Below are 19591 nucleotides of genomic sequence, written 5' to 3' on the forward strand. Positions count from 1 at the left end.
CGCCGGGTACCCCGCTGCGACGTCAGACAGACCAAGAAGAAAGAACAATGAACGAACACACAGAGCCGGCCGTGTCGGCACCCTGGGACGTGCCCGTGGTGCTGCCCTTCGCGACCACCCCCGCCGACTGGGCCGACGCCCTGCGCATGCGGCAGCCTGCGGGCCCACGGCAAGCCCTCCAGCACCCCGTGACGGTGTGTCTGCTCGCGGCAGTCGCCGCTGCCTGCCTGGCTCAGCAGGACAGGCTCCTGGCGTACGCGGTGGTCGCGGGCGTCGCCCTGTTCCTCGTCACACTCCTGTGGTGGCAGCCCAAGGCCTTTGTGCACAGCGCACCAGACGCTGGGCACCCGACAGGTGGGTGAACACCGCCGAGGCCACGGCGGGCTGTATGCCGCGGTGGCTCGTGGACGCATCGACATCGACCGGCTGCGGCGGGCGCTGGCAGCAGTGCCCCTGCCACTTACCACCGAGGGCCAACTGGTCCTGGCCGTCGACATCACCTGCTGGCTGCGGCCCGGCGCACACACCTCACCGGAACGGATCCTGTGTCACACCTACGGACGGGGCAAAGACCAGCACATCCCCATCCCTGGCTGGCCCTACTCGATCGTCTGCGCGCTCGAGCCGGGCCGCACCTCCTGGACCGCCCCCTTGGACGCACTGCGTCTGACCCCCGGGGACGACGCCGCCACCGTCACCGCCCGGCAGATGCGCGATCTGCTGCGGCGACTGATCGCCGCCGGCCAGTGGCACACGGGTGACCCGGACGGCCCCCTCGTGGCGGACGCCGGCTACGACGCACCCCGACTGGCCTTCCTCCTCAACGACCTGCCCGTGCAGGTACTGGCCCGGATGCGCTCGGACCGCGTCCTGCGCAGGGCCGCCCCGGCACGGCAACCACACACCATGGGCCGCCCGCCCCGACACGGAGGCGAGTTCGTCTTCGGACAAGAAGACACCTGGGGCACACCAGACACCGAAACGGTCACCGACACACGTCTCTACGGCACCGCCACCGCACGCTCGTGGAACCGGCTCCACCCCAGGCTGACTCATCGCTCGTCCTGGGCAGCAGCCGGCGGAACCCTCCCCGTCATCGAGGGCACAGTGATCCGCCTGGACATCAACCACCTGCCCAGCGGAGCAACACCGAAGCCGGTCTGGCTGTGGTGGTCAGGCACCGATGCCACCCCACAAGACACCAACCGCCTCTGGCAGACCTACCTGCGACGCTTCGACATCGAGCACACCTTCCGTCTGTTCAAGCAGACCCTCGGCTGGACCACACCGAAAATCCGAACCCCCGAAGCCGCGGACCGCTGGACCTGGCTGATCCTCGCCGCCTACACCCAACTCCGCCTCGCCCGACCACTCGCAGCCGACCGACGCCGGCCCTGCGAACAACCAAGCCCACCAGATCGACTCACCCCTGCCCGCGTCCGCCGAGACTTCTGGCACATCCGCCCACACACCCACTGCCCAGCCCAGGCACCGAAACCCACCCGACCCGGCCCCGGACGCCCACCAGGCCGCAAGAACACCCATCCCACCCCACGCCACGACGTGCACACACCCCGCAAAACGCAGCCATCCAAGCGACAAACGAAGACATCAACTACCCCACGACCCCGCCGCACAGGTTAAAGATCAAGCTAGAGGGCCTGTTGCGAAAGTGGATCGTCTGATGCGCCTGACTTCTTCAGGCGCCTCGCGCAGGCCTCTTCGCCGCGTCGGCAGGCGTACTGAGTTGTAAACTCGCCGGTCATGCGCGTGCTCGTGGTGGAAGATGATCCTGACCTCGGCCCGACGATCGCAGCCGGTCTGAGGGGTGCGGGCTTCGCGGTCGATCGTGCCGAGGACCTCCAGGAGGCTGACCTCAAGGCGTCCGTCAACGCCTACGATTGCGTGATCGCAGATCGTGGTCTGCCTGACGGGGACGCTCTCACTCTGGTCAAGCGGTGGCGCAGCGATGGCAGGGCTACGCCCGTGCTGGTCCTCACCGCACTCGGGACGGTCGATGACCGGGTGTCGGGCTTCGAGCACGGTGCCGATGATTACCTCGTCAAACCGTTCGCCATGGCTGAGCTGACCGTGCGGGTGCGAGCCCTGTGCCGGCGCGATCAGCCGCCGCGACTGCCGCAACTCACCGTCGGCGACCTGACGTTGGACCTTCCGAGCCGACGTGTGCGTCGGGCCGGTGTTCTGCTCACACTGACCGCGAAAGAGTTCTCTGTGCTCGAAGCGCTGATGTCGCGGGCCGGAGATGTACTCACCCGCAGTGAGCTGATCGAAAGCTGCTGGGACGAGATGAGCGATCCCATGTCGAACGTGGTCGACGTGGTGATCGGCCAGCTGCGCCGGAAGCTCGGGCCTCCCGATCTGATCGTCTCTCTCCGAGGCGTCGGGTACCGGGTCGGTGAATCGGCGTGAGAGCTGACCGTCCCGCCGTCGCCGGGCTGCGACGGATGCGATGGAGACTGACACTGCTGTACGCGGCCGTGAGCGCCGCCTCTCTCATCACTCTGGTGTTCGTCGCTGCCGCCATCGATGCCCGGTCCGCATCCCGCAGTCGGGACGCGCAGGTGAGCGGACGCGCACAGGCGCTGTCCCGAGCGGTCTGGATGGACGGTGGCGTGCTGCACCTCGAACCGCTGTCAGAGGACGATCTCGCGAGTGGCTCGGCCGTGACAGCGGTGCTCCGGCGCGTGGGCACAGGCCCTGTCGAGGTCCGGTGGGTGCGGCCCTCACCTGGCGTGCTGCCCCCTACGGCCGAGCTGGATGTGCTGTGGCAGAACACGGTCCGGACGCAAGACACGGTCCTGGCGACGTTGACGGGAGCTGAGGGCAGAAGGCTGCGCTGGGCCGCCGCACCGGTATGGGGCGCCGATGAGATCGGCGCTGTCGTACTTGCCGCAACCGAGCTCGAACCGGAGCGGAATAACCACGCTGAGCTGCTCCGCTGGCTCACCGCAGGCTGTGCTGTTTTGACGCTTGCCGCGGCAGGGGCCGGCCACGTGCTGTCCGGACGGAGCATGCGCCCAGCACTTCGCGCTTTGGACCAGCAGGAGCAGTTCTTGGCGGAGGCGGCCCATGAACTGCGCACTCCGCTCGCTGTCTTGCGCCTGGCCGTGGAAGACAGCACTGCGAGCCCACGCGCCTCCTCGGCGAGACCGGACGTAGTCCGGTTGGTCGACCACTTGGACCGTTTGGTTGCCGGGCTGCTCAGCCGGGCTCGCATCGAAGCGGGGAGCCGGCATTTGGAACGCACTCCCCTGCGTTTGGACCAGCTGGTCGAGCAGGTGGTGGACGAGCTCCCGCACGACAGCGCGCACATCACCGTCCGGACCGAGCCGACCATCGTGCTCGGTGATCCGGATCTGCTGGCACAGGCGGTGCGCAACCTCGTGGAGAACGCCCTGCGTCACGGCAAGGCGGCCGACGGGCCGTCATCCGTGGATGTGTATGTCGCGGCGGGCAAGATCTCGGTTCGGGACTGCGGGCCGGGGATCGCCGCGGAAGAAAGGGAGAAGGTCTTCGGCAACCGCATGACCGGCGGCCGTGGCGGCATCGGGGTCGGCCTTGCCATCGTGCGATGGGTTGCCGAGTTGCACGGTGGAACCGCCGATGCGGTCGAGTCGGCCGAAGCCGGAGCGCTCGTCGAACTCGTACTCCCTGAGCATTCCCCTACCTGACCGCCTCATCATCCCCTCATGAACAATTCGGCACCGTGGAGGCGTGAAAAGACACCTCAGGGGCACCGACCCGCTGCCCTCGGAAAGCGCACCGTTCAGCCGCTCCGTCACGAGCGCCGTCGCAATGCTGTTGCTGCTGACACTCACCGCACTCACCAGCGCGTGTTCCAATGCGGAGGGTGACACGCCTGCCGCACTGCATGACCGCGTTCGGCCGTCCGCTCCGTCGGCAGCCCGCGAGGTTCCCCTCGTCCCTGCGCACGGCGCGCTTCTCGGTCACTACTACGGCGCCGGCACGACGGCCGAGACGGACGCCCGCATAGGGCGCAAACCAGCTGTACATCTCACCTATTACGGCTGGGCGGACGACTGGGCCGGCTCCTCGGCCACACGCGCGGATTTCACTGATGGACGCATCCCCCTGATCAACTGGGAGCCGTTCGGCGTCGCCTTCGACGACATCATCAGCGGAGCCCTGGACACAACGATCCGAGAGCGCGCCGACGGAGCCAAGGCACTCGGAAAGCAGTTCTTTCTCGACTTCGCGGCCGAGATGAACGAGGAGGAAGGCTGGGGCGGACACGATCCGGCGAAGTACATCGCCGCATACCGCCACATTCATGACATCTTCGTAGGTCGAGGCGCGACGAACGTCGTCTGGGCATGGTGTCCGAATGTCACCGACAGCCCCGATGCCCCGACGGCACTGGCTTACTATCCCGGCGACCAATACGTCGACTGGACCGGCGTCGACGGATACAACTGGGGCACATCTGATGCGAACTTCCAATGGCAGGGCTTCGACCATCTCTTCGCGGACATCTACGACAAACTCGCCGCGAAGGGCAAGCCCATCATCATCGGCGAAACGGGCTCCGATGAGGTCGGGGGCAGCAAGGCGTCATGGCTCGACGGCGTCGTGCCGACGCTGAAGTCCAAGTTTCCGCTGATCAAGGCGCTCGTATGGTTCGACGTCGACAAGGAGCGCCACTGGCAGATCAACTCCTCGCCCTCGTCGCTCGCGTCCTACCAGCGGATGGCGAAAGATCCTTACCTCAATCCATGACCTCCCCGGAGCACCCCCGCTTACTCTGAACCGCAGTACCCCGGGCGCCCGGAGCCCGGCAGGGGCCCCAAGAAGAGCTGCTGGTGGAGCGCGCTCGTGCCGCCGTTGGTCGCTCCGTCGGCGAGGTTGCTGCTGAGGTCCTGCAAAGCGGGCGGCGCAAGGATACGGCGGGAGCGGATCAGTGACCGGAAACCCGGTGCGAAACGCTCCCACCTGCCGCTCGACGCGGTCTGCCATCGGCTCTTGGTCCTGCGCACCCCACTGGTCCGTGACGCCTTCGTCGGCGGCAGGCGGCAGGCGGCGATCCCGGGGTCGACATGATCAGGCTGATGCTGCGGGACAGCGACCACACCCTGATCGCTACGCGAGGCGTGAGGTGTGAGGCACGAGCTGATAGGCACACGCTTCGACCAAGCCACCATCTTCGCGCCAGATGAATCCTGCCGCGTCGGGGTGCCAGTGGGGCCTGGCAGCATGTCGATCATGAGCCGCATCATTTCGTTCAACACCGCCGACCAGGCAGACGTCGTAGCGTTCCTGGGGGCAGCCGCGAATCTCACGTCAGAGCAGCAACGCCTTCTGGGCTACATGCGCGACGACGCGGACGAGCACCAGCAGGACCTGGACTGTGAGGGCATCAACTGGGGCCTTTCGGTCCCCGACGCGTTGGAACATCTGATCGCCGGTCGCGCCGACTCGGAGGCCGAATGCGCTGGCAACGCCTACTACACCGCACTGCAGCACATCATCGACACCAACGCCTCCGACCCCTCCGAACTGGGCATCCACTCCAAGCCGTCCACGTTCTTCGGCCTCATGGACGACGAGTTGCGCCGCCCGGGCGTGAGCGCCGACCTGCTGCCCCACGGGTACCTGTTCGCCGGACCGTCCGCCTCGATCCCCTTCCCCGTCCCCTACCCCGTGGACGGCTCGCCCGGCATCGGCATGCCGGCACTGGTCAAGGCCAAGCCCGCCGCCGACGCTTACCGCGCGGTCCTGGACCAGATGGACCCCGACTTCACCCATGACCTGCAACTCCTGTTCGAACGGCTTGAGTTCGAGCACGACGAACGGCAGGACACCCAGGACATCGACTGGTATACCCAGGACACCATCTTCTTCTCCATCGAGGGCTGACCTGGCGAGCCGCGAAGGCGTAGAGGTCGGCGACGCAGATGAGCGAGGAACAGTCCCGGTCCTCTTGCAACTTCAGCATCTCGAAGAACCCCCTGGCGTGGTCGATCAACTCTTCATAGGTGCCCATTTCGGAGATGCGGCCTGGTCGAGGACGATGATTCTGTTGGCGGGGCGGGTGTTGGCCAGACGGTGGGTGATCAACACAGTTGCCCGGCCGTCGGCAAGAGCCTTCAGCCGGGTGTAGATGCGGTGCTCGGCGTGGGCGTCCAGGGCGGCCGTCGGCTCGTCCATCACGAGCACGGGGGCGTCGCGGTGAAAGGCGCGGGCGACCGCGACGCGCTGCCACTGCCCGCCGGAAAGGTCGTGCCCTCCCCACCAGGAGCGGGCCAGTGAGGTATCGAGTCCGTCGGACAGGGCTGCGATGGGTCTCACCTGCGGTGTCGGGGCCGCCGGTCCGCTCGTTGGTCCGGGCGATCAGTGCGGGCAGCGCGTCGTGTTCGGGGCTGCTGCCGTGCTGGATGGAGGCGTCGTACAGCTCGGCGCGGGCCAGCGCGGTGGTCAGACCGAGCCGGGCGGCGTCGGCCATGGCGGGGTTGAAGTAGCGGGCGTTGACCTGGGCGTCGTGGACCTCTCGGAATACGGTGGCCCGCTGGCGGCGGTGATGTGCGTCCAAGGGCAGAAGTCGAAGCGGAAACCACTTCGCCCGAGACGGGCGCACCTGCCACCCCCCTCCGATCGTCGAACCGACTTTCGACTACAAGCATGTAGACGGATGGCTGGATCGACCCTAAGGTATGCCTAAGCTAACTCGCGGCCTGCGGGGCGGGACCCCTCCATGCCTCGTCGGCGCGGGCGTGCGCTACATGCGTCGCGGGTTCAGCCACCTGCCCTCTCGGGGCCCGGCCGTCGACCGGACCCCGCCAGCTCGAAGGACATCCCATGCCACGATCCGTTCGCTCCGTCATGCCCGTGTGCGCCCTCGCTGTCTCCTTGCTGGTGCTCACGGGCTGCGGCAGCTCGGACACCAGCACGCCCGTGGCCGGCACATCCCCGGCGGGCGGCCAGTCGCTGGCCGGTCAGACCATCACCGTGTACAGCGGCCAGCACGAGCAGACGGTCAAGGCGCTCGCGGCGGACTTCGAGAAGCGTTCGGGCGTCAAGGTGGCACTCCGCTCCGGTGACGAGGCCGAACTCGCCAACCAGTTGCTGCAGGAGGGCAAGGCGTCCCCGGCAGATGTCTTCTACGCCGAGAATCCGCCCGCGCTGACCGTGCTGGAGAACCAGGGGCTGCTGGCCCCGGTCCAGGCGGACACCCTCAAGGCCGTTCCGGCCGGGGACAGTTCGCCCAAGGGGGACTGGGTCGGCGTGTCCGCGCGTACCGCTGCCTTCGTCGCCGCCGGCGGCAAGGGCGCGGACACCGCGCCTCCCGCCTCCGTACTCGATCTGGCCAAGCCGGCATGGAAGGGACGCCTGGGCATCGCTCCCAGTGAGACCGACTTCGCCCCCGTGGTCACCGAGGTGAACAAGTCCGTGGGTGCCGACGGCGCCAAGAAGTGGCTGGAGGGGCTGAAGGCCAACGCCAAGGTCTACCAGAGCAACGAGGACCTGTCCGCGGCCGTCAACGGTGGTGAAGTGGAGGGCGGTGTCGTCGACCACTACTACTGGTACCGCCTGCGCGACGAGAAGACAGCCGCCGGAACCCACAGCAAGCTGCACTACTTCGCCAAGGGCGACCCCGGCGCGCTGGTCGACGTCTCCGGTGCGGCCGTGCTGTCCGGCGGCAAGCACCAGCAGGCCGCCCAGGCCTTCCTCGCCTACCTCGTGAGCACCCCCGCCCAGCAGCTCATCGCCTCGTCCGAGAGTTACGAGTACCCGCTGGTGACAGGTGTGAAGGGCAAGAGCGAGCTGCCGCCGTTGAACTCGATCGGCTCCGTCGTCGCACCCGGTGATCTCGGCGACGGCAAGCAGGCCCTGCGACTGCTCCAGGACACCGGTCTCCTCGCGTGACCTCCCCCCACCGCGCCGCAGGCCCTCCGCCGTTGCTGCGGTGGCGGGCCGCCGGCCTGCTCCCGCTGCTCGGCCTCGCCATCGTCACCGTCATCGGCTCGCCTCTGGCTTTTGTCGGCATCCAGGCCGCGCAGACCAGCTGGGACCAGGCGCAGCGCCTGCTCGGCCGGCCGCTGATCGCCACGTTGCTGTGGAACACCACCGCGTTGGCGGGGGCCGTCACCCTTGCCACCGCCGTACTCGGGTTCGGTGCCGCCTACCTCGTCGAGCGCACCGACCTGGCCGGCCGCCGTGCGTGGACGGTCGCGCTCACCCTCCCCCTCGCCGTGCCGGAGTTCGTCCGCGGCTACTCGTGGATCTCCCTGTCCTCCTCCGTCCACGGGTACTGGGGCGCGGTGCTGGTCATGACCTGCTCGCTGTACCCGCTGGTTTTCCTTCCGGTTGCGGCCTCCCTGCGCCGTGGAGACGCGGCCGCCGAGGAGGTCTCCCGCAGCCTGGGCCAAGGACCGCTGGCCACCCTGCGGCGGGTCACCCTGCCGCTCACCCGTCCCGCGCTGGCAGGCGGCGCACTCCTGGTCTCGCTCTATCTGCTGGGTGAGTACGGCGCGTTCGCCATGCTGCGCTTCACCACCTTCTCGACGGCCATCTTCACCCAGTACAAGCTGGGCTTCGACGCCGCCTCGGCCTCGCTGCTCACTCTGGTCCTGGTGCTTCTCACCCTCATGCTGGTCACCCTCGAAGCCGGGGCCGGCCGTCGCGGCCGCACCGCACGCCGTGGCACCGCGGGCTGCAGTGCCAGCCCGGTCCGGCTGGGCCGCGGCAGACTTCCCGCCGTCGCCGCGCTCTCCGCACTGGTCGGCACGGCTCTCGGCGTACCCGTCTACGCCCTGGTGTACTGGCTGTTCGCCGGAAGCTCCACCACACTTCCGCAGGCATCACTGCTCTCCGCCGCCCTCACCACATTCGGGTACGCCTTCACAGCAGCGCTGACCGCCACGGCCGCAGCACTTCCCGTCGCGCTCTACGCCTGGCGGCGCGACACCCTGTTCGCCCGCACCCTGGAGCGGGCCGCGTTCCTGCCCAGGGCGCTGCCCGGCATCGCGGTCGCCCTGGCGGTGGTCTACTTCGCCATCCGCTATGCCCAACCCCTCTACCAGCAGCCGCCGATGCTCATCGCCGGATACGTCATCCTCTTCTTCCCGCTGGCGCTCACCGCCGTCAGGGCCGCGCTCGCCCAGGTGCCGCCGGGTCTCGAAGAGGTCGCCCGCTCCCTGGGCACGCGCCCGGCGGCCGTCCTCGCACGGGTCACGCTGCGGCTGGTCCTGCCCGGACTCGGAGCCGCCGTCGCCATGGTCGGCCTGACCGCGAGCACCGAGCTGACCGCCACCCTGCTGCTGCGCCCGACCGGCACGCAGACCCTGGCCACCCAGTTCTGGACCTACACCAGCGGCCTCGCCTACGGCGCCGCCGCGCCCTACGCGGCGGTCATGGTCGCCATGTCCGTACCGCCCGTCCTCCTGCTCACCCGCCGCACCCTCGGCCCCAACCCCCGCACGGAGAACCGATGACCGGCCTGTCGATCGCAGGACTGCACGCCTCGCACGGCCGGAACACCATTCTGACCGGCATCGACCTCGCGGTGGGCGACGGCGCCCTCGCCTGCGTGCTCGGCCCCTCGGGCTGCGGCAAGAGCACCCTGCTGCGCGTGATCGCCGGCTTTCACCCCGCTGCCCGCGGTCGCATCTGCCTGGGCGGACACCTCATGGACGACGGACGCCGACGGCTGCCCGCCGAGCGACGCAGGATCGGCTTCGTGCCCCAGGACGGCGCCCTGTTCCCGCACCTGACGGTTGCCCAGAACATCGGCTTCGCACTGCCGCGCGCCATACGCCGCGAACGCGCCGGCGAACTCCTTCACCTGATCGGCTTGGACGGCCTCGGCGACCGTCACCCGCACCAGCTCTCCGGCGGCCAGCAGCAACGCGTCGCCCTCGCCCGAGCCCTCGCCCCCGAGCCCGAACTCCTGCTCCTGGACGAGCCGTTCTCCGCCCTCGACGCCGCCCTGCGCGGCGACCTCCGCGCCGAGGTCGCCGCCACCCTGCGCCGTGCCGGTACCACCGCGGTCCTGGTCACGCACGACCAGGAAGAAGCGCTTTCCTTCGCCGACACCATCGCTGTCATGCGCCTGGGCCAGATCATCCAACAGGCACCACCCGCGGATCTCTACCAGGAGCCCGCCGATGCCGACGTCGCCCGCCTGGTCGGCGAAGCCAACCTGCTCCCCGCCCGCCTCAACGGCACCCAGGCCGAGACCGCCCTCGGCCGACTCCCCCTCACCCGTGCCACTGCGGCGACCGGGCCGGCCACCGTGATGCTGCGGCCACGCCAGCTACGACTGTCCACCACCGCCGGACCCGACGGCGTCCAGGTCAGCCTGCTGCGGTCCGTCTACCGCGGGCACGACCACCGACTGGAACTCACCCCCCACAACGGTCAAGGACTGCCCGAGCTCCTCATCGCCTACACCGACACCGCCCCACCCCCGGACAACGGCCCCGTCTACGTCCAGGCCGTCGGCACTGCCCACCCGTTGAACAGCACCAGCCCCGCCCTCTCCCTCCCCCACTCAACGACTCACGTCCCATAGCAGCGACTGGTTCCATGGGACCCGCGTCCGATGAACGTGCCACGCTGACGAGCAGGCCGAGACGACGCTCAGCCGCCGGCCGCCCACACGCCCCGGCATCGGCACACCGAAGGACTCTCGCACCCCGGGCCGGCCGGGAGCAGTGACATGGGCGTTGGCCTCTTCCCAGATCTCGTCGGTGGCACCCTCTGTACCGTCCTGCCGTCGGGTGCCCACATCGCCTGGCACATGATCGTGCCGGACAGGGCCGGTTACGGCACCGGATGCGCAGTAGCTCCTCGGGGCACGGGTGGTTCACTGATCATTTCAGAATGATGTTCGGAGCCCGCGAAGGCTGATGATGCTGCATGCCAGTTCCAGCACTCTTTGGTTGAGGTCGGCTCGGCGTTCGTACCGAATGCGGAGGCGTTCGAACGGGTGGAGCCAGGCAAAACCGCTCGACGACCCGTCGGTGCTGCTTGCTGATCGAGAAGTTGAGAGGTCCTTTGTCGCTCGGTTGGTGGAGAAGGGGCGGGTGCCGGTCAGTTCGTCATCGACGGACAGAGGGCAGCGGCCGACCACGACACTGGCGGCAGCGGCCCGGTCCAACAGGGCTTGCAGCGGGCCGGTTTCCACGCCCGAAGGCCGGTCATGTCGGGGTTGGGGCAACATGTCGCCGGTGGTGACGCGGCGGTTGTCGCCCTTGGGCAGACTGTCCCAGTGCCCTTCGTCCACGATCCGGGCGCCACGGACGGCCAGCAGGGTTTCCCCGTCAGCGCCAGGGACAGTGGAGTACCGGCTGATCTGCGAATTCGTGGCCCGGATCTCGACCAGTTGGCGTGCGCGGACCTTGCGGGCGGGCACCGAGTAGAGGTTCGCGTCGAAGGCGACCAGGCAGTCCTTGCCGACGTACCGCAGATGCCGTTGAGTGACCACATACGGCGTCGTGGGCAGCGGCCGCAGGGCCACGTGATCCCGCACAGCCCGGTGCCTGATGATCTCGCCGTGAATGCCGTGCACCTTCGCCCGCCGCAGCGGGACCCATGCGGTGAAGGCGGCGTTCATTTCCTCGATCGAGGAGAAGACCCGCCCGGCCAGCACATGGTCGCGGACGATCAGGGCTTGGCGCTCGACCCGGCCCTTCATCCGCGGGGGTGCGGCACGACGGTCAGGACGGGCAGCCGGCGTCGGCGATCACGTAGTAGCCGGACGAGGTCTCTTCGAGGGTGTGGGTGGTGTAGAGGTTGTACAGGCCCATGTTCTGATTGGAGCCTTCGGCGTAGACGCTGCCGAGACTCTGGTGGGCGCGGCCCGCCGCGACCTGGTTGTAGTTGTTGTCCGTGAAGCACTGCGGCCGATACCCGGTGGTGGTGGCCGAGACCGCCGCCGACTGGGCGTCGGCCTTGCCGTCGGCGTCCACGGCAGCGACGGTGTAGGCGTACGTCGTGCCGGTGTTGAGCCCTGCGTCGGTGTACGGCGTGCCGCTGACCGAGCCGACCTTGCTACCGCTGCGATACACGTTGTACAACGCTGCGCCGCCCACTGCGGACCATCGTCGCGACCGGAGCGGAACAGGCTCAGCGAGGCGGGCCGATCCGTGAGGTCGGGGGCGCCCCGGGCGGAGAGCGCGCCGCCCCACCGCCAGGACCCGGGGAGTGGGACGTCCGCTTCGCCACCGGCGAAGCGGCCAAAGGATGGGAGCAGCTGGCCGCACAGGCCGCCGGCAACACCCGCGCCGCCTGGATCCTGATGCGGACCGACCCAGCCCCGGCCATCCGCACCGAGCGCCACCACCGGCTCAAGAGCGAACTCGCCCACGGTGCTCACCGGGGGCAGCCGATAGAGCGCTGGCAGATCGAGGTAACCGCCGGCGGCCACATCTGTGGTACCTGCTCGACACCGAGCGCCGTACCGTGTGGATCGACCAGGCCTCCACCGGCCACCCCAAGGCCACCGACCGGTAGCCCATTGAACCCCGGCTGCCCGACTCCGCGCCGACCCGACAACTGTTCTAGTCGGACAGGCTGTCCTATCCCCGCTACTGCACGGCAGCCTGACCCGGCCGGCGGGACGGGGTCAGGCTGCCGCCGGGGCACCCTCTGCGCGCATGTCCTCCAACGCGGCCTCGGGGACATCCCCGCCGAAGGGGACCTCGACGATGCGGACCACGGCTCCCTTCGCCTGGAGCCCCGTCTGCGTATCCTCGGCCGCGCCCAGCGAGTAGTTCACCGCCGACGACACTTCGCCGCTCGGCTCCCGCCACACCAGCTTGTAGTTCTTCACCGACAGCCCCTTCACGAAGATCAGACCCGTCCCACAGGCGAACACGTGCTCCATCCTGGCAGCAGGCACTGACAGTGAGACGCCCACGCGGATCTGCGACTTGTCTAGCTAGGTGACACTTGGTCGAGCCAACTGCCACTCATGGCGAGGCCCCTATGGATGGCGGCCATCTGCCCTGGCTTCCAGCGTGGCGATGACGTCGGTGCAGTAACCGTCGAGTACGTGCTTGAGGTTCTCGAACCGGGGTGAGGGGCGCGGAAGCACTCCGGGGGTACTGATGAACCGGGCGAGGCGATAGAGGGAGGGCTGATCGGTCGTGGCCGGTCGTGTGTCTGACGTCAGGTATAGGTGGAGGATTCGCTCGCTTCTGGTGACCTGGCTCCAGACGTAGATGGTGGCAGCAGGACGTGTGGCGCTGTGCCAGGTGGCGAGTTTCCGGTGGTGTGGGCGCTGCGTTCTGGTGACCTCGATGACGATGCGGGCCCGGTCGGCGTCCGGGATGCCCCCAGTGCCGAAGGTGCTTGCGGCGCAGGTGGTAGTCGACGTATGGAGACGCGATGAGGCGGTCGGCGATGCGGGAGAGCGCTGGAAGTACTCCGGGGCCTTGCCGGTGCGGCGGAGCCAGGCTGTGATCGCTGCCCCGTTCATGAGGCCGCGGTTGTAGGGAATGCCGAGGAAGACTCCGGCCTGGGCGTGCGGGATGTCGTCGAGCACCTGGATCAGGCGGATTGCAGCGTTGCGGTGTAGCTGGATTGGGGAGACGCCTTCGAAGGCGCGGAGTTCAGCGAGCCAGTCGTCGGGCAGCAACTGGGGAACGTGCTGCGGTTTGTATTGCCCACTCCGGTGGATTCCTTGAGGGAAAGCCGGCGTTCGGCCTCGGTTGCGGTATGGGATGACCGGCATGGCTGCGATCACGGAGCGGAATCCGGGCGAGCAGAAGGGCTGTTGAGCCAGGAGGCGGGATCGAAGCTGGGCGGGTAGGCAGGAGGAGGGACGCGCAGGTACCCACGTCTGTGGGCAGCGGGGCAGAGAACCGTGCTCCTTCCGCGAAAAGCCTTTGCCGCTGATCGAGGTAACTTTCGATCTTGGAGAGATGAGCGAAGCCAGGTGCCAGAGAGCGGGCTGCCGGCCAGGTGGCGACGATGAGCATGATGAGTGTTCGAAGATCAGTGACGTAGTCGACCATTGTGGCGGGAGCGCCCATGGAGATGGTCGTGGCCGCGGTGTCTCGGCGCAGGACCAGCAGTCGTTGCTGGAGGCCGACGAACTGCGGGTCTGGTCGGATCACGGGGAGGCTGCTGTTGTCGAGGCGGGTTCCGCAGGGGTGTTGACGTCGATGATGCTCGCCGCGAAGTTCTGCCTGGACCGCCCGGCACTGTGCAGGGTGGAGCGTCGTATGGGGGTTGGGGACAAGGCGTCCGGGGAGCCAACGTGTGCTGTTGGTGAGTTGGCCGTTTGACTGCGCGAGTTCACCGCAGTCAGGGCAGCGGCTCTCCAGCAGCCGATTGTGGCGCAGGCAGGCAAAGGTGATGGCCAGCCGCCAGGTGCTCTGCAATGCCCCGCCATGGGCCTGCTGGATTTCCGTGCCGTCCCCGGCCAGGCACTGCGGACAGTAGCGACTGGAGTGGGTTAGCACCCAGCCGTCGCGAGCCATAGTCGTGACGGTGCGTGGCCGCCGAGATAGGGCGAGTGCAGCGGCGGATAGTTGGGTTCCGCGACGCGCAGTGTGAGGTTGTGGGCTTCCTGGGCCGTGAGACACCACTGCGTGGTGAGGACTTCGACTGCGGGAGGACTCAGGTCTAGCAGAGAAGTCGGGGTCAGGCTGCAGCTCCGAGTTGCGGCCGACAGGAGTCCGCTGTGCTCGGCGATGCGCTGAGGCGGCTGTTCATTGCGGTGTGAGAGCCTCAGCAGGAGGCTGGCGAGTGTCTCTTCGGGCAACGGGACCAGGCTGCAGGGCAGTTGGGCCCTGATGAGGCTGGTCACCTCGGATCGGTTCCGGTGGCGGCCGGACCGGGGTCGGGCTGAACAGGAAGTTCGGGGACCTCGCCCGCGGTGGCGTCCCGGTGGGGCAGTCCTTCGACGCTGATCGCGAGCTGGTCCAGCAGACCGATCGTGAGCTTCTCGTCGCCGCTGTCGATGGCTGCCTCGACGCCGTCTTCGACCAGGCACTCCAGCAGGCCGACGACGCCGCCGGTGCGGTCATGGAGGTATTCGGGCATGTCGCCACCCGTCAGCATGCCCGGTGCGGCGTCGAAGAACCGCAGATGTTTCTCGATGCCCTGCAAGTGCCGCACGAAAGCGGCCATCTCCTCGGGCGAGTCGTAAGGGAACGGGCCGAGGTGGGCCATGGTGAATCGCCGTTGGTGCTGAGTCTCCGCGCTCTCGCTGATGCCTGCGCCCGGCTCGTTGGGGAGGACCCAGTCACCGGTCCGCGGATCTCGAACGGCCCCTTTCAGGAGTCCTGAGCCCAGCATGTCCACGCCGATCAGGACCAGTGTCGCGCTCATGTCCATGAACCCCTTGAGGAGATCGAAGACGTCCTGGTCATCGAGCCTGTGAAGCTTGAGCCGGGTGATGTCATCGAGCAGGATCGCCCGGGTGCCATGTGCATGAACGTGGCGGCGAACGGCTCGGATGAGCGCGGGCAGGTCCATGTTCTTATGGTCGGCGCCATAGAAGTCGAGGATCGCCTTGCACGTACTCTTCGGCTTCGCGGTGATCGGGGTCTGCACGTAGGCGACCGGAGCGTGCAGGTCACGGGTGCCGGGAACCGCGTCCGGGTTGAGGTGGTCGTGGAGTTCCAGCCAGGAGTCCTCGAACGCGGCCGCGACTGCGCAGGCCGTCTCCGTCTTCCCCTGGCATCCGCCGCCGTTGATGATCAGGCCGCGGCGGGTCGCCGGGGCCTGCTTGAACTGTCCGCGTACAAGTGATCGTGGCTCCGGCAAGAATTTCGTAGACGAAGATCAGGGCGAGGCCCTGGTTGTCGGGATGCGGGCCAGCGGGCATCCTCTCCTCGTGTGACAACGAACTGTTCGAGCTGTTACCGCACTTGACGTCGGTGGTCGTCGTCTCGGTTGACACCACGGGCCCCGCTGTGGCCATCGAGGCCCGCACCCACAACGATGTGTCCGCACGCTGTACGGGCTGCGGTGCCATGAGTGACTGGGTCCACAGCCGCTATGTGCGCCACCTCGCCGATACCGCTGTCGGCGGCCGGCCTGTCCGCATCGACTTGAGCGTACGGCGCTCGTACTGCGAGAACCCGGCCTGCGCGAAGGTCACCTTCGCCGAGCAGATCGACGGACTGACGGTGCGCTACCAGCGCCGCACACCGCTGCTTCAGCACCTGGTGGAGACTCTCGGCATTCTCCTGGCCGGCCGGGGTGGCGCGCGGCTGCTGTGCATCCTGAACACGGCACTGTCGCGCACGAGCGTGCTGTTTCACCTGATGAGAGTCCCGCTGCCGCCTGCCGTCACACCACGGGTGCTGGGCGTGGACGACTTCGCCCTGTACGCGGGCACGTACGGCACCCTGCTGGTCGACGCCGACACCCGGCTCCCGCTCACCCTGTGGGAAGGCCGCGACGCCGAGACGCTCAGCACCTGGCTCGGCGAGCATCCTGGAGTGGAGATCGTGTGCCGGGACGGCTCGCCCGCCTACCGGCAGGGCATCTCCGCAGGCGCACCGGACGCACTGCAGGTCAGCGACCGTTTTCATTTGTGGCAGGGGCTGTCCAGGCGAGTGCAGGAGATCGCCACCGCGCACCGGGGCTGTCTGCCCGCCGCAGCACCCGATCCCGAACCCGTCACTCCTGAGTCTGCGGAGGTCAGGGACCCAGAGGCGGCCGATACGCCTGCCAGACGACACGCGAAGCGACTGTTCGAAGCGGTGCACGCGGTGACCGACACCGCCCGCGGCCGCAGTTACCACTCCATCGCCCGTGAGCTCGGACTGAACCGGCGCACCGTGCGCAAGTACGCGCGGGCCACGACCTGGCAGGAGTGCATAAGGCGCCGCTACCCGCGCAGGCCCACCCCGCTCGACCCGTATCTCGGCTATCTGCGCCAACGCTGGGACGAGGGCGAGCACAACGCCTTCGTCCTCCACCAGGAGATCGCCGCCAAGGGCTACCGAGGCCACTACCAGCAGGTGAAACTCGCCGTTCAACCCCTGCGCCGCGGCCTCCCCATGGCAGAAGTACACGAACGGGCACCCACACCGCGGGAAGTCGCCCGCTGGATCGCCACCGCCCCTGACCAGCGCAGCCTGCACGTCCGCGAGCGGCTCTCCCGGCTCCTGGAACACTGTCCGGAACTACAACGCACCCACGAGCTGGTCCGCGAGTTCGCCGCGATGCTCGACGCCCAGGACGCCGCTTTGCTGCCCGCCTGGCTCGACCGGCTCGCCACCTCCCGCCTCCCGGCCCTGGCCGGCATGGCCAAGTCCATCCGCGAGGACGAGGCAGCAGTCGTGCAGGGCATCACCACATCCTTCAGCTCGGGAGTCAACGAAGGGCGCATCACCGACGTGAAGCTCCAGAAAAGGATCACGGGAGGACGGGCTGGTGTTCCTCTGCTCCGGCAACGAGTCGTACTGATCGCGCACCTCCGCCGCCGCTATCCAGCCTCCAACCCACCTGCCTCGCCCTGATCTTCGTCTACGAAATTCTTGCCGGAGCCACTCAGACGAGTACGGGGACATGAACGCTCCCTTGCGCAAGCGGGACCGCATGACACGGGCAACAGCCTGGCTCATCGGTGTCTCCTGGAGCGGGAAGTTGCTGTGGGTAGCCTCCCGGTGCACCTCGTAGAGAGCCTGCTCACGTTCGCTGAGGGCCTCGAACTCGTGGAGGGTCAGCTGCGGTGCCGGGACGAAGGCATGGCGGGCCAGCCGCCAGCGTTTCCAGCCCTCGGCGGTCTGCCGATCCGTCGCCGCAGGCGGCAGGATGAACCGGGTGGCCTGGTCCGCGCCGGGCAGCGGGCTGGTCACCGGTCGCTCTCGGCGTCGTTAGTTGGTGGGAGTGCAAACAGGTTGCGGCAGCGGACCTCTTCTCCGAGCCGCAGGGGCGGGTCCAACAGACCTGCGACGGCGGCCTCCCGCTTCCTGCGACGCTCCAGATCCGGCGTTGCTGCGGCGAGATTGTCCTGAACGGCAGGCCGTTGCGCCGTCCTCCCGGGTGAGGAAGCGGCGGGGCGGTCCGCGGCAGCGGCCCTGGCCATCTCGCGTTCCCGGGCGATCTCGACCCGCTGGGTCTTGGTCAACTGGGTGGGCCATCGGCCGACGAGGTGGGTCGCTCGCATCAACTCCAGTAGCTGCGGCAGCAGTTCGGCGTCCGTGCGGGGACGGAGCCCCGCCTGTTTGACCCGCTGGAGGAGCTCGGTGACGCGTCTGTCCCCGAACGCCGGGACCACGCCATGGGGCGGCAGGCCCGTCCAGAGCAGGGGATGCCACTCGTGGGTCAGCGGATCCCGGAAGAAGACGGTGCGACGGTCACGGGGCTCGCGGTGAACGATCCACTTCGTCTGACGGGCACTCCCGCGGCTCGACCGCTGCCCTCGGTAAGGGTCGAGCGCCCGGCCGTCATACCAAAGCCCGCGAATCTTCACCCCGTGCCGTTCGTCGATCTTCCTCACCGCATGCTTGGGCAGGACCTCGTAGTAGAGCTCCGGGGAAGGGATCTCCAGCGCGAAACCGCCCTGATCGAAGGAGGCCGCGATCAGCGAGTTGGGGCTGTGATCGCCGCCGGGATCCCAGTGCGGCGCGTACTCGCCCAGCCGGCGCGTCTGCCAGAAACCCACCACCCAGGTGGCGATCAGGTGTTCCATCTCCGCGATGGTCAGCACCGCGTCGCCCTCCGGGTCGGCGCCGCGGTCGGCGGCGTCGATGCCGGTGTAGCCGGGCAGATGCTCGAACAGCAGGGACCGGATACTTCCAAATACGCGTTCGACGGCCTGTTTGTCTGTGGGGCGCAAGGTGCGGGCGGGAAGGATGTTGCAGCCGAGCATCTGCTGGACCTGCACCAGATGGTGGTTGCGGTAAACGGACCCGTGGTCGGTGGTCACGGTCTCCGGTGCGAAGAACGGCAGCCCGGCCACTTCGTGCCCGGCGAACTCGGCGACCACCGCGGCCGGCAGTCCGGGGTAGGGCCATTCCATCTCCTCGCCCCAGTCCTCCCGCATTGGCAGCGGCAGCATCACCTCCCGCAGCAGCATCGCGACGTCGACCGAGGTGTCGGAGACCAGCGTGAGCCGGAACGCGCAGATCGAGTGGGTGTAGACACACAGAGCGAGGGTGAGATGGACCTTCACCGCCTCGCCGAAGACGCTCTCTCGGACCATCACGGGCAGCACCGTGGTGTCCAAGGCGACGACCTGGCCGGGCCGGTCGATCAGGACATGCCCGCCCTGGGTGGGCAGTTCGGCCGACCGTTCGTAACGCGGGCGCCGACGGCCGGAGCCGAACCATTCGATCCAGACCCGCCGCAGCACCGGGTAGCTCGGAACCTTGACCTCATCGCCGAACTGTTCCCGCACGTACTGCCGGATCTTGCGTTCCCGCGTGCGCATACTGACCTTCGAGCCGTGCAGGGTCTCCCGCCTCACCGCGTGGATGGCCTCGCGCACTTCGGCGGTCAGGCTCGGATGACCACCGCTCTCGCGCAGCCACCGCTCATCCGCGCAGCCGATCAGTCCGTCCTTCCTGCGGGCCCTCTCCCAGCGGATCAGTGTGCTCAAGCTGACCCTGTCCAGGGCGAGCAGGCTCGCCTCCTCACGGTCCAT

At 68.1% G+C, this 19591-nt stretch carries 16 protein-coding genes and 5 pseudogenes; 10 read left to right on the forward strand and 11 right to left on the reverse strand.

Going from position 1 to position 19591, the window contains the following annotated elements; translation table 11 throughout:
• Window positions 1-47: 47 nt before the first annotated feature.
• The 5 genes and pseudogenes from ACSHXC_RS00295 to ACSHXC_RS00315 all read left to right on the forward strand — a co-directional run bounded on the left by ACSHXC_RS00295 (window position 48) and on the right by ACSHXC_RS00315 (window position 4758).
• Window positions 48-362: a hypothetical protein gene (locus ACSHXC_RS00295; protein ID WP_438289556.1), complete on the forward strand. Its 315-nt coding sequence runs from the start codon at window positions 48-50 to the stop codon at window positions 360-362.
• Window positions 355-1644: pseudogene (locus ACSHXC_RS00300) on the forward strand (NF041680 family putative transposase); the annotation flags it as partial. The gene ACSHXC_RS00295 and the pseudogene ACSHXC_RS00300, both read left to right, overlap by 8 nt.
• A 120-nt stretch (window positions 1645-1764) precedes the next feature.
• The gene (locus tag ACSHXC_RS00305; protein WP_438289557.1) at window positions 1765-2430 is read left to right on the forward strand and encodes a response regulator transcription factor; all 666 of its coding nucleotides are present in this window, start codon (window positions 1765-1767) and stop codon (window positions 2428-2430) included.
• A gap of 68 nt (window positions 2431-2498) precedes the next feature.
• On the forward strand, window positions 2499-3692 hold the full coding sequence (locus ACSHXC_RS00310) for a sensor histidine kinase (RefSeq protein WP_438289558.1): 1194 nt from the start codon (window positions 2499-2501) through the stop codon (window positions 3690-3692).
• Between the two features lie 43 nt (window positions 3693-3735).
• Window positions 3736-4758 carry a glycoside hydrolase family 26 protein gene (locus tag ACSHXC_RS00315; protein WP_438289559.1) on the forward strand — a complete coding sequence of 341 codons (1023 nt, stop codon included), beginning with the start codon at window positions 3736-3738 and terminating at the stop codon, window positions 4756-4758.
• 41 nt (window positions 4759-4799) lie between these two features.
• Here ACSHXC_RS00315 and ACSHXC_RS00320 read toward each other — a convergent pair.
• A pseudogene (locus tag ACSHXC_RS00320) lies at window positions 4800-5046 on the reverse strand (NAD(P)/FAD-dependent oxidoreductase); the annotation flags it as partial.
• 195 nt (window positions 5047-5241) lie between these two features.
• Here ACSHXC_RS00320 and ACSHXC_RS00325 point away from each other — a divergent pair.
• Window positions 5242-5895, forward strand: coding sequence for a DUF7691 family protein (locus ACSHXC_RS00325; protein ID WP_438289560.1), 654 nt, complete (start codon window positions 5242-5244; stop codon window positions 5893-5895).
• Between the two features lie 105 nt (window positions 5896-6000).
• Here ACSHXC_RS00325 and ACSHXC_RS00330 read toward each other — a convergent pair whose 3' ends face one another.
• Together ACSHXC_RS00330 and ACSHXC_RS00335 are read right to left on the reverse strand one after the other, a co-directional pair.
• Window positions 6001-6327, reverse strand: coding sequence for an ATP-binding cassette domain-containing protein (locus ACSHXC_RS00330; protein WP_438289561.1), 327 nt, complete (start codon window positions 6325-6327; stop codon window positions 6001-6003).
• Between the two features lie 52 nt (window positions 6328-6379).
• A pseudogene (locus ACSHXC_RS00335) lies at window positions 6380-6613 on the reverse strand (chitosanase); the annotation flags it as partial.
• Window positions 6614-6834: 221 nt separating this feature from the next.
• Between ACSHXC_RS00335 and ACSHXC_RS00340 the strand changes: the two are divergent.
• The 3 genes from ACSHXC_RS00340 to ACSHXC_RS00350 are packed head-to-tail and all read left to right on the forward strand — an operon-like array spanning window position 6835 to window position 10549.
• Complete coding sequence (locus tag ACSHXC_RS00340) at window positions 6835-7902, forward strand: iron ABC transporter substrate-binding protein (protein ID WP_438289562.1); 1068 nt, start codon at window positions 6835-6837, stop codon at window positions 7900-7902.
• Window positions 7899-9470: an ABC transporter permease gene (locus ACSHXC_RS00345; RefSeq protein WP_438289563.1), complete on the forward strand. Its 1572-nt coding sequence runs from the start codon at window positions 7899-7901 to the stop codon at window positions 9468-9470. The genes ACSHXC_RS00340 and ACSHXC_RS00345 overlap by 4 nt, the downstream gene beginning before the upstream one ends.
• Window positions 9467-10549, forward strand: coding sequence for an ABC transporter ATP-binding protein (locus ACSHXC_RS00350; RefSeq protein ID WP_438289564.1), 1083 nt, complete (start codon window positions 9467-9469; stop codon window positions 10547-10549). The genes ACSHXC_RS00345 and ACSHXC_RS00350 overlap by 4 nt, the downstream gene beginning before the upstream one ends.
• Window positions 10550-10855: 306 nt before the next feature.
• Here ACSHXC_RS00350 and ACSHXC_RS00355 read toward each other — a convergent pair.
• From ACSHXC_RS00355 to ACSHXC_RS00385, 7 genes and pseudogenes are all read right to left on the reverse strand, one after another.
• Window positions 10856-10978: pseudogene (locus ACSHXC_RS00355) on the reverse strand (IS5/IS1182 family transposase); the annotation flags it as partial.
• 360 nt (window positions 10979-11338) lie between these two features.
• A pseudogene (locus ACSHXC_RS00360) lies at window positions 11339-11674 on the reverse strand (Mu transposase domain-containing protein); the annotation flags it as partial.
• 22 nt (window positions 11675-11696) lie between these two features.
• Window positions 11697-12047, reverse strand: coding sequence for a hypothetical protein (locus tag ACSHXC_RS00365; protein ID WP_438289565.1), 351 nt, complete (start codon window positions 12045-12047; stop codon window positions 11697-11699).
• A 557-nt stretch (window positions 12048-12604) separates the two neighbouring features.
• Window positions 12605-12865, reverse strand: coding sequence for a hypothetical protein (locus ACSHXC_RS00370; protein ID WP_438289566.1), 261 nt, complete (start codon window positions 12863-12865; stop codon window positions 12605-12607).
• A 99-nt stretch (window positions 12866-12964) separates the two neighbouring features.
• Window positions 12965-13618 (reverse strand): hypothetical protein, encoded by a 654-nt coding sequence (locus ACSHXC_RS00375; protein WP_438289567.1) that lies wholly within the window; start codon window positions 13616-13618, stop codon window positions 12965-12967.
• The gene (locus tag ACSHXC_RS00380) at window positions 13593-14573 is read right to left on the reverse strand and encodes a TniQ family protein (protein WP_438289568.1); all 981 of its coding nucleotides are present in this window, start codon (window positions 14571-14573) and stop codon (window positions 13593-13595) included. Before ACSHXC_RS00380 ends, ACSHXC_RS00375 begins: the two co-directional genes overlap by 26 nt.
• Before the next feature lie 217 nt (window positions 14574-14790).
• The gene (locus ACSHXC_RS00385) at window positions 14791-15756 is read right to left on the reverse strand and encodes a hypothetical protein (protein WP_438289569.1); all 966 of its coding nucleotides are present in this window, start codon (window positions 15754-15756) and stop codon (window positions 14791-14793) included.
• Between the two features lie 113 nt (window positions 15757-15869).
• On the opposite strand from ACSHXC_RS00385, the gene ACSHXC_RS00390 reads away from it, so the two are divergent.
• The gene (locus ACSHXC_RS00390; RefSeq protein WP_438296361.1) at window positions 15870-17462 is read left to right on the forward strand and encodes an ISL3 family transposase; all 1593 of its coding nucleotides are present in this window, start codon (window positions 15870-15872) and stop codon (window positions 17460-17462) included.
• A gap of 335 nt (window positions 17463-17797) precedes the next feature.
• On the opposite strand, the gene ACSHXC_RS00395 is transcribed toward ACSHXC_RS00390, so the two are convergent.
• Window positions 17798-19591, reverse strand: a complete 1794-nt coding sequence (locus tag ACSHXC_RS00395; protein WP_438289570.1) for a transposase — start codon at window positions 19589-19591, stop codon at window positions 17798-17800.

The sequence above is a fragment of the Streptomyces sp. HUAS TT7 genome (assembly GCF_051550175.1).
GTDB lineage: Bacteria > Actinomycetota > Actinomycetes > Streptomycetales > Streptomycetaceae > Streptomyces.

What these genes read in the sequence shown, in the direction of transcription:
- ACSHXC_RS00295 (WP_438289556.1), top strand. Translation starts at nt 48, where the DNA reads ATGAACGAACACACAGAGCCGGCCGTGTCGGCACCCTGGGACGTGCCC.
- ACSHXC_RS00305 (WP_438289557.1), top strand. Translation starts at nt 1,765, where the DNA reads ATGCGCGTGCTCGTGGTGGAAGATGATCCTGACCTCGGCCCGACGATC.
- ACSHXC_RS00325 (WP_438289560.1), top strand. Translation starts at nt 5,242, where the DNA reads ATGAGCCGCATCATTTCGTTCAACACCGCCGACCAGGCAGACGTCGTA.
- ACSHXC_RS00340 (WP_438289562.1), top strand. Translation starts at nt 6,835, where the DNA reads ATGCCACGATCCGTTCGCTCCGTCATGCCCGTGTGCGCCCTCGCTGTC.
- ACSHXC_RS00350 (WP_438289564.1), top strand. Translation starts at nt 9,467, where the DNA reads ATGACCGGCCTGTCGATCGCAGGACTGCACGCCTCGCACGGCCGGAAC.
- ACSHXC_RS00370 (WP_438289566.1), bottom strand. Translation starts at nt 12,865, where the DNA reads ATGGAGCACGTGTTCGCCTGTGGGACGGGTCTGATCTTCGTGAAGGGG.
- ACSHXC_RS00395 (WP_438289570.1), bottom strand. Translation starts at nt 19,591, where the DNA reads ATGGACCGTGAGGAGGCGAGCCTGCTCGCCCTGGACAGGGTCAGCTTG.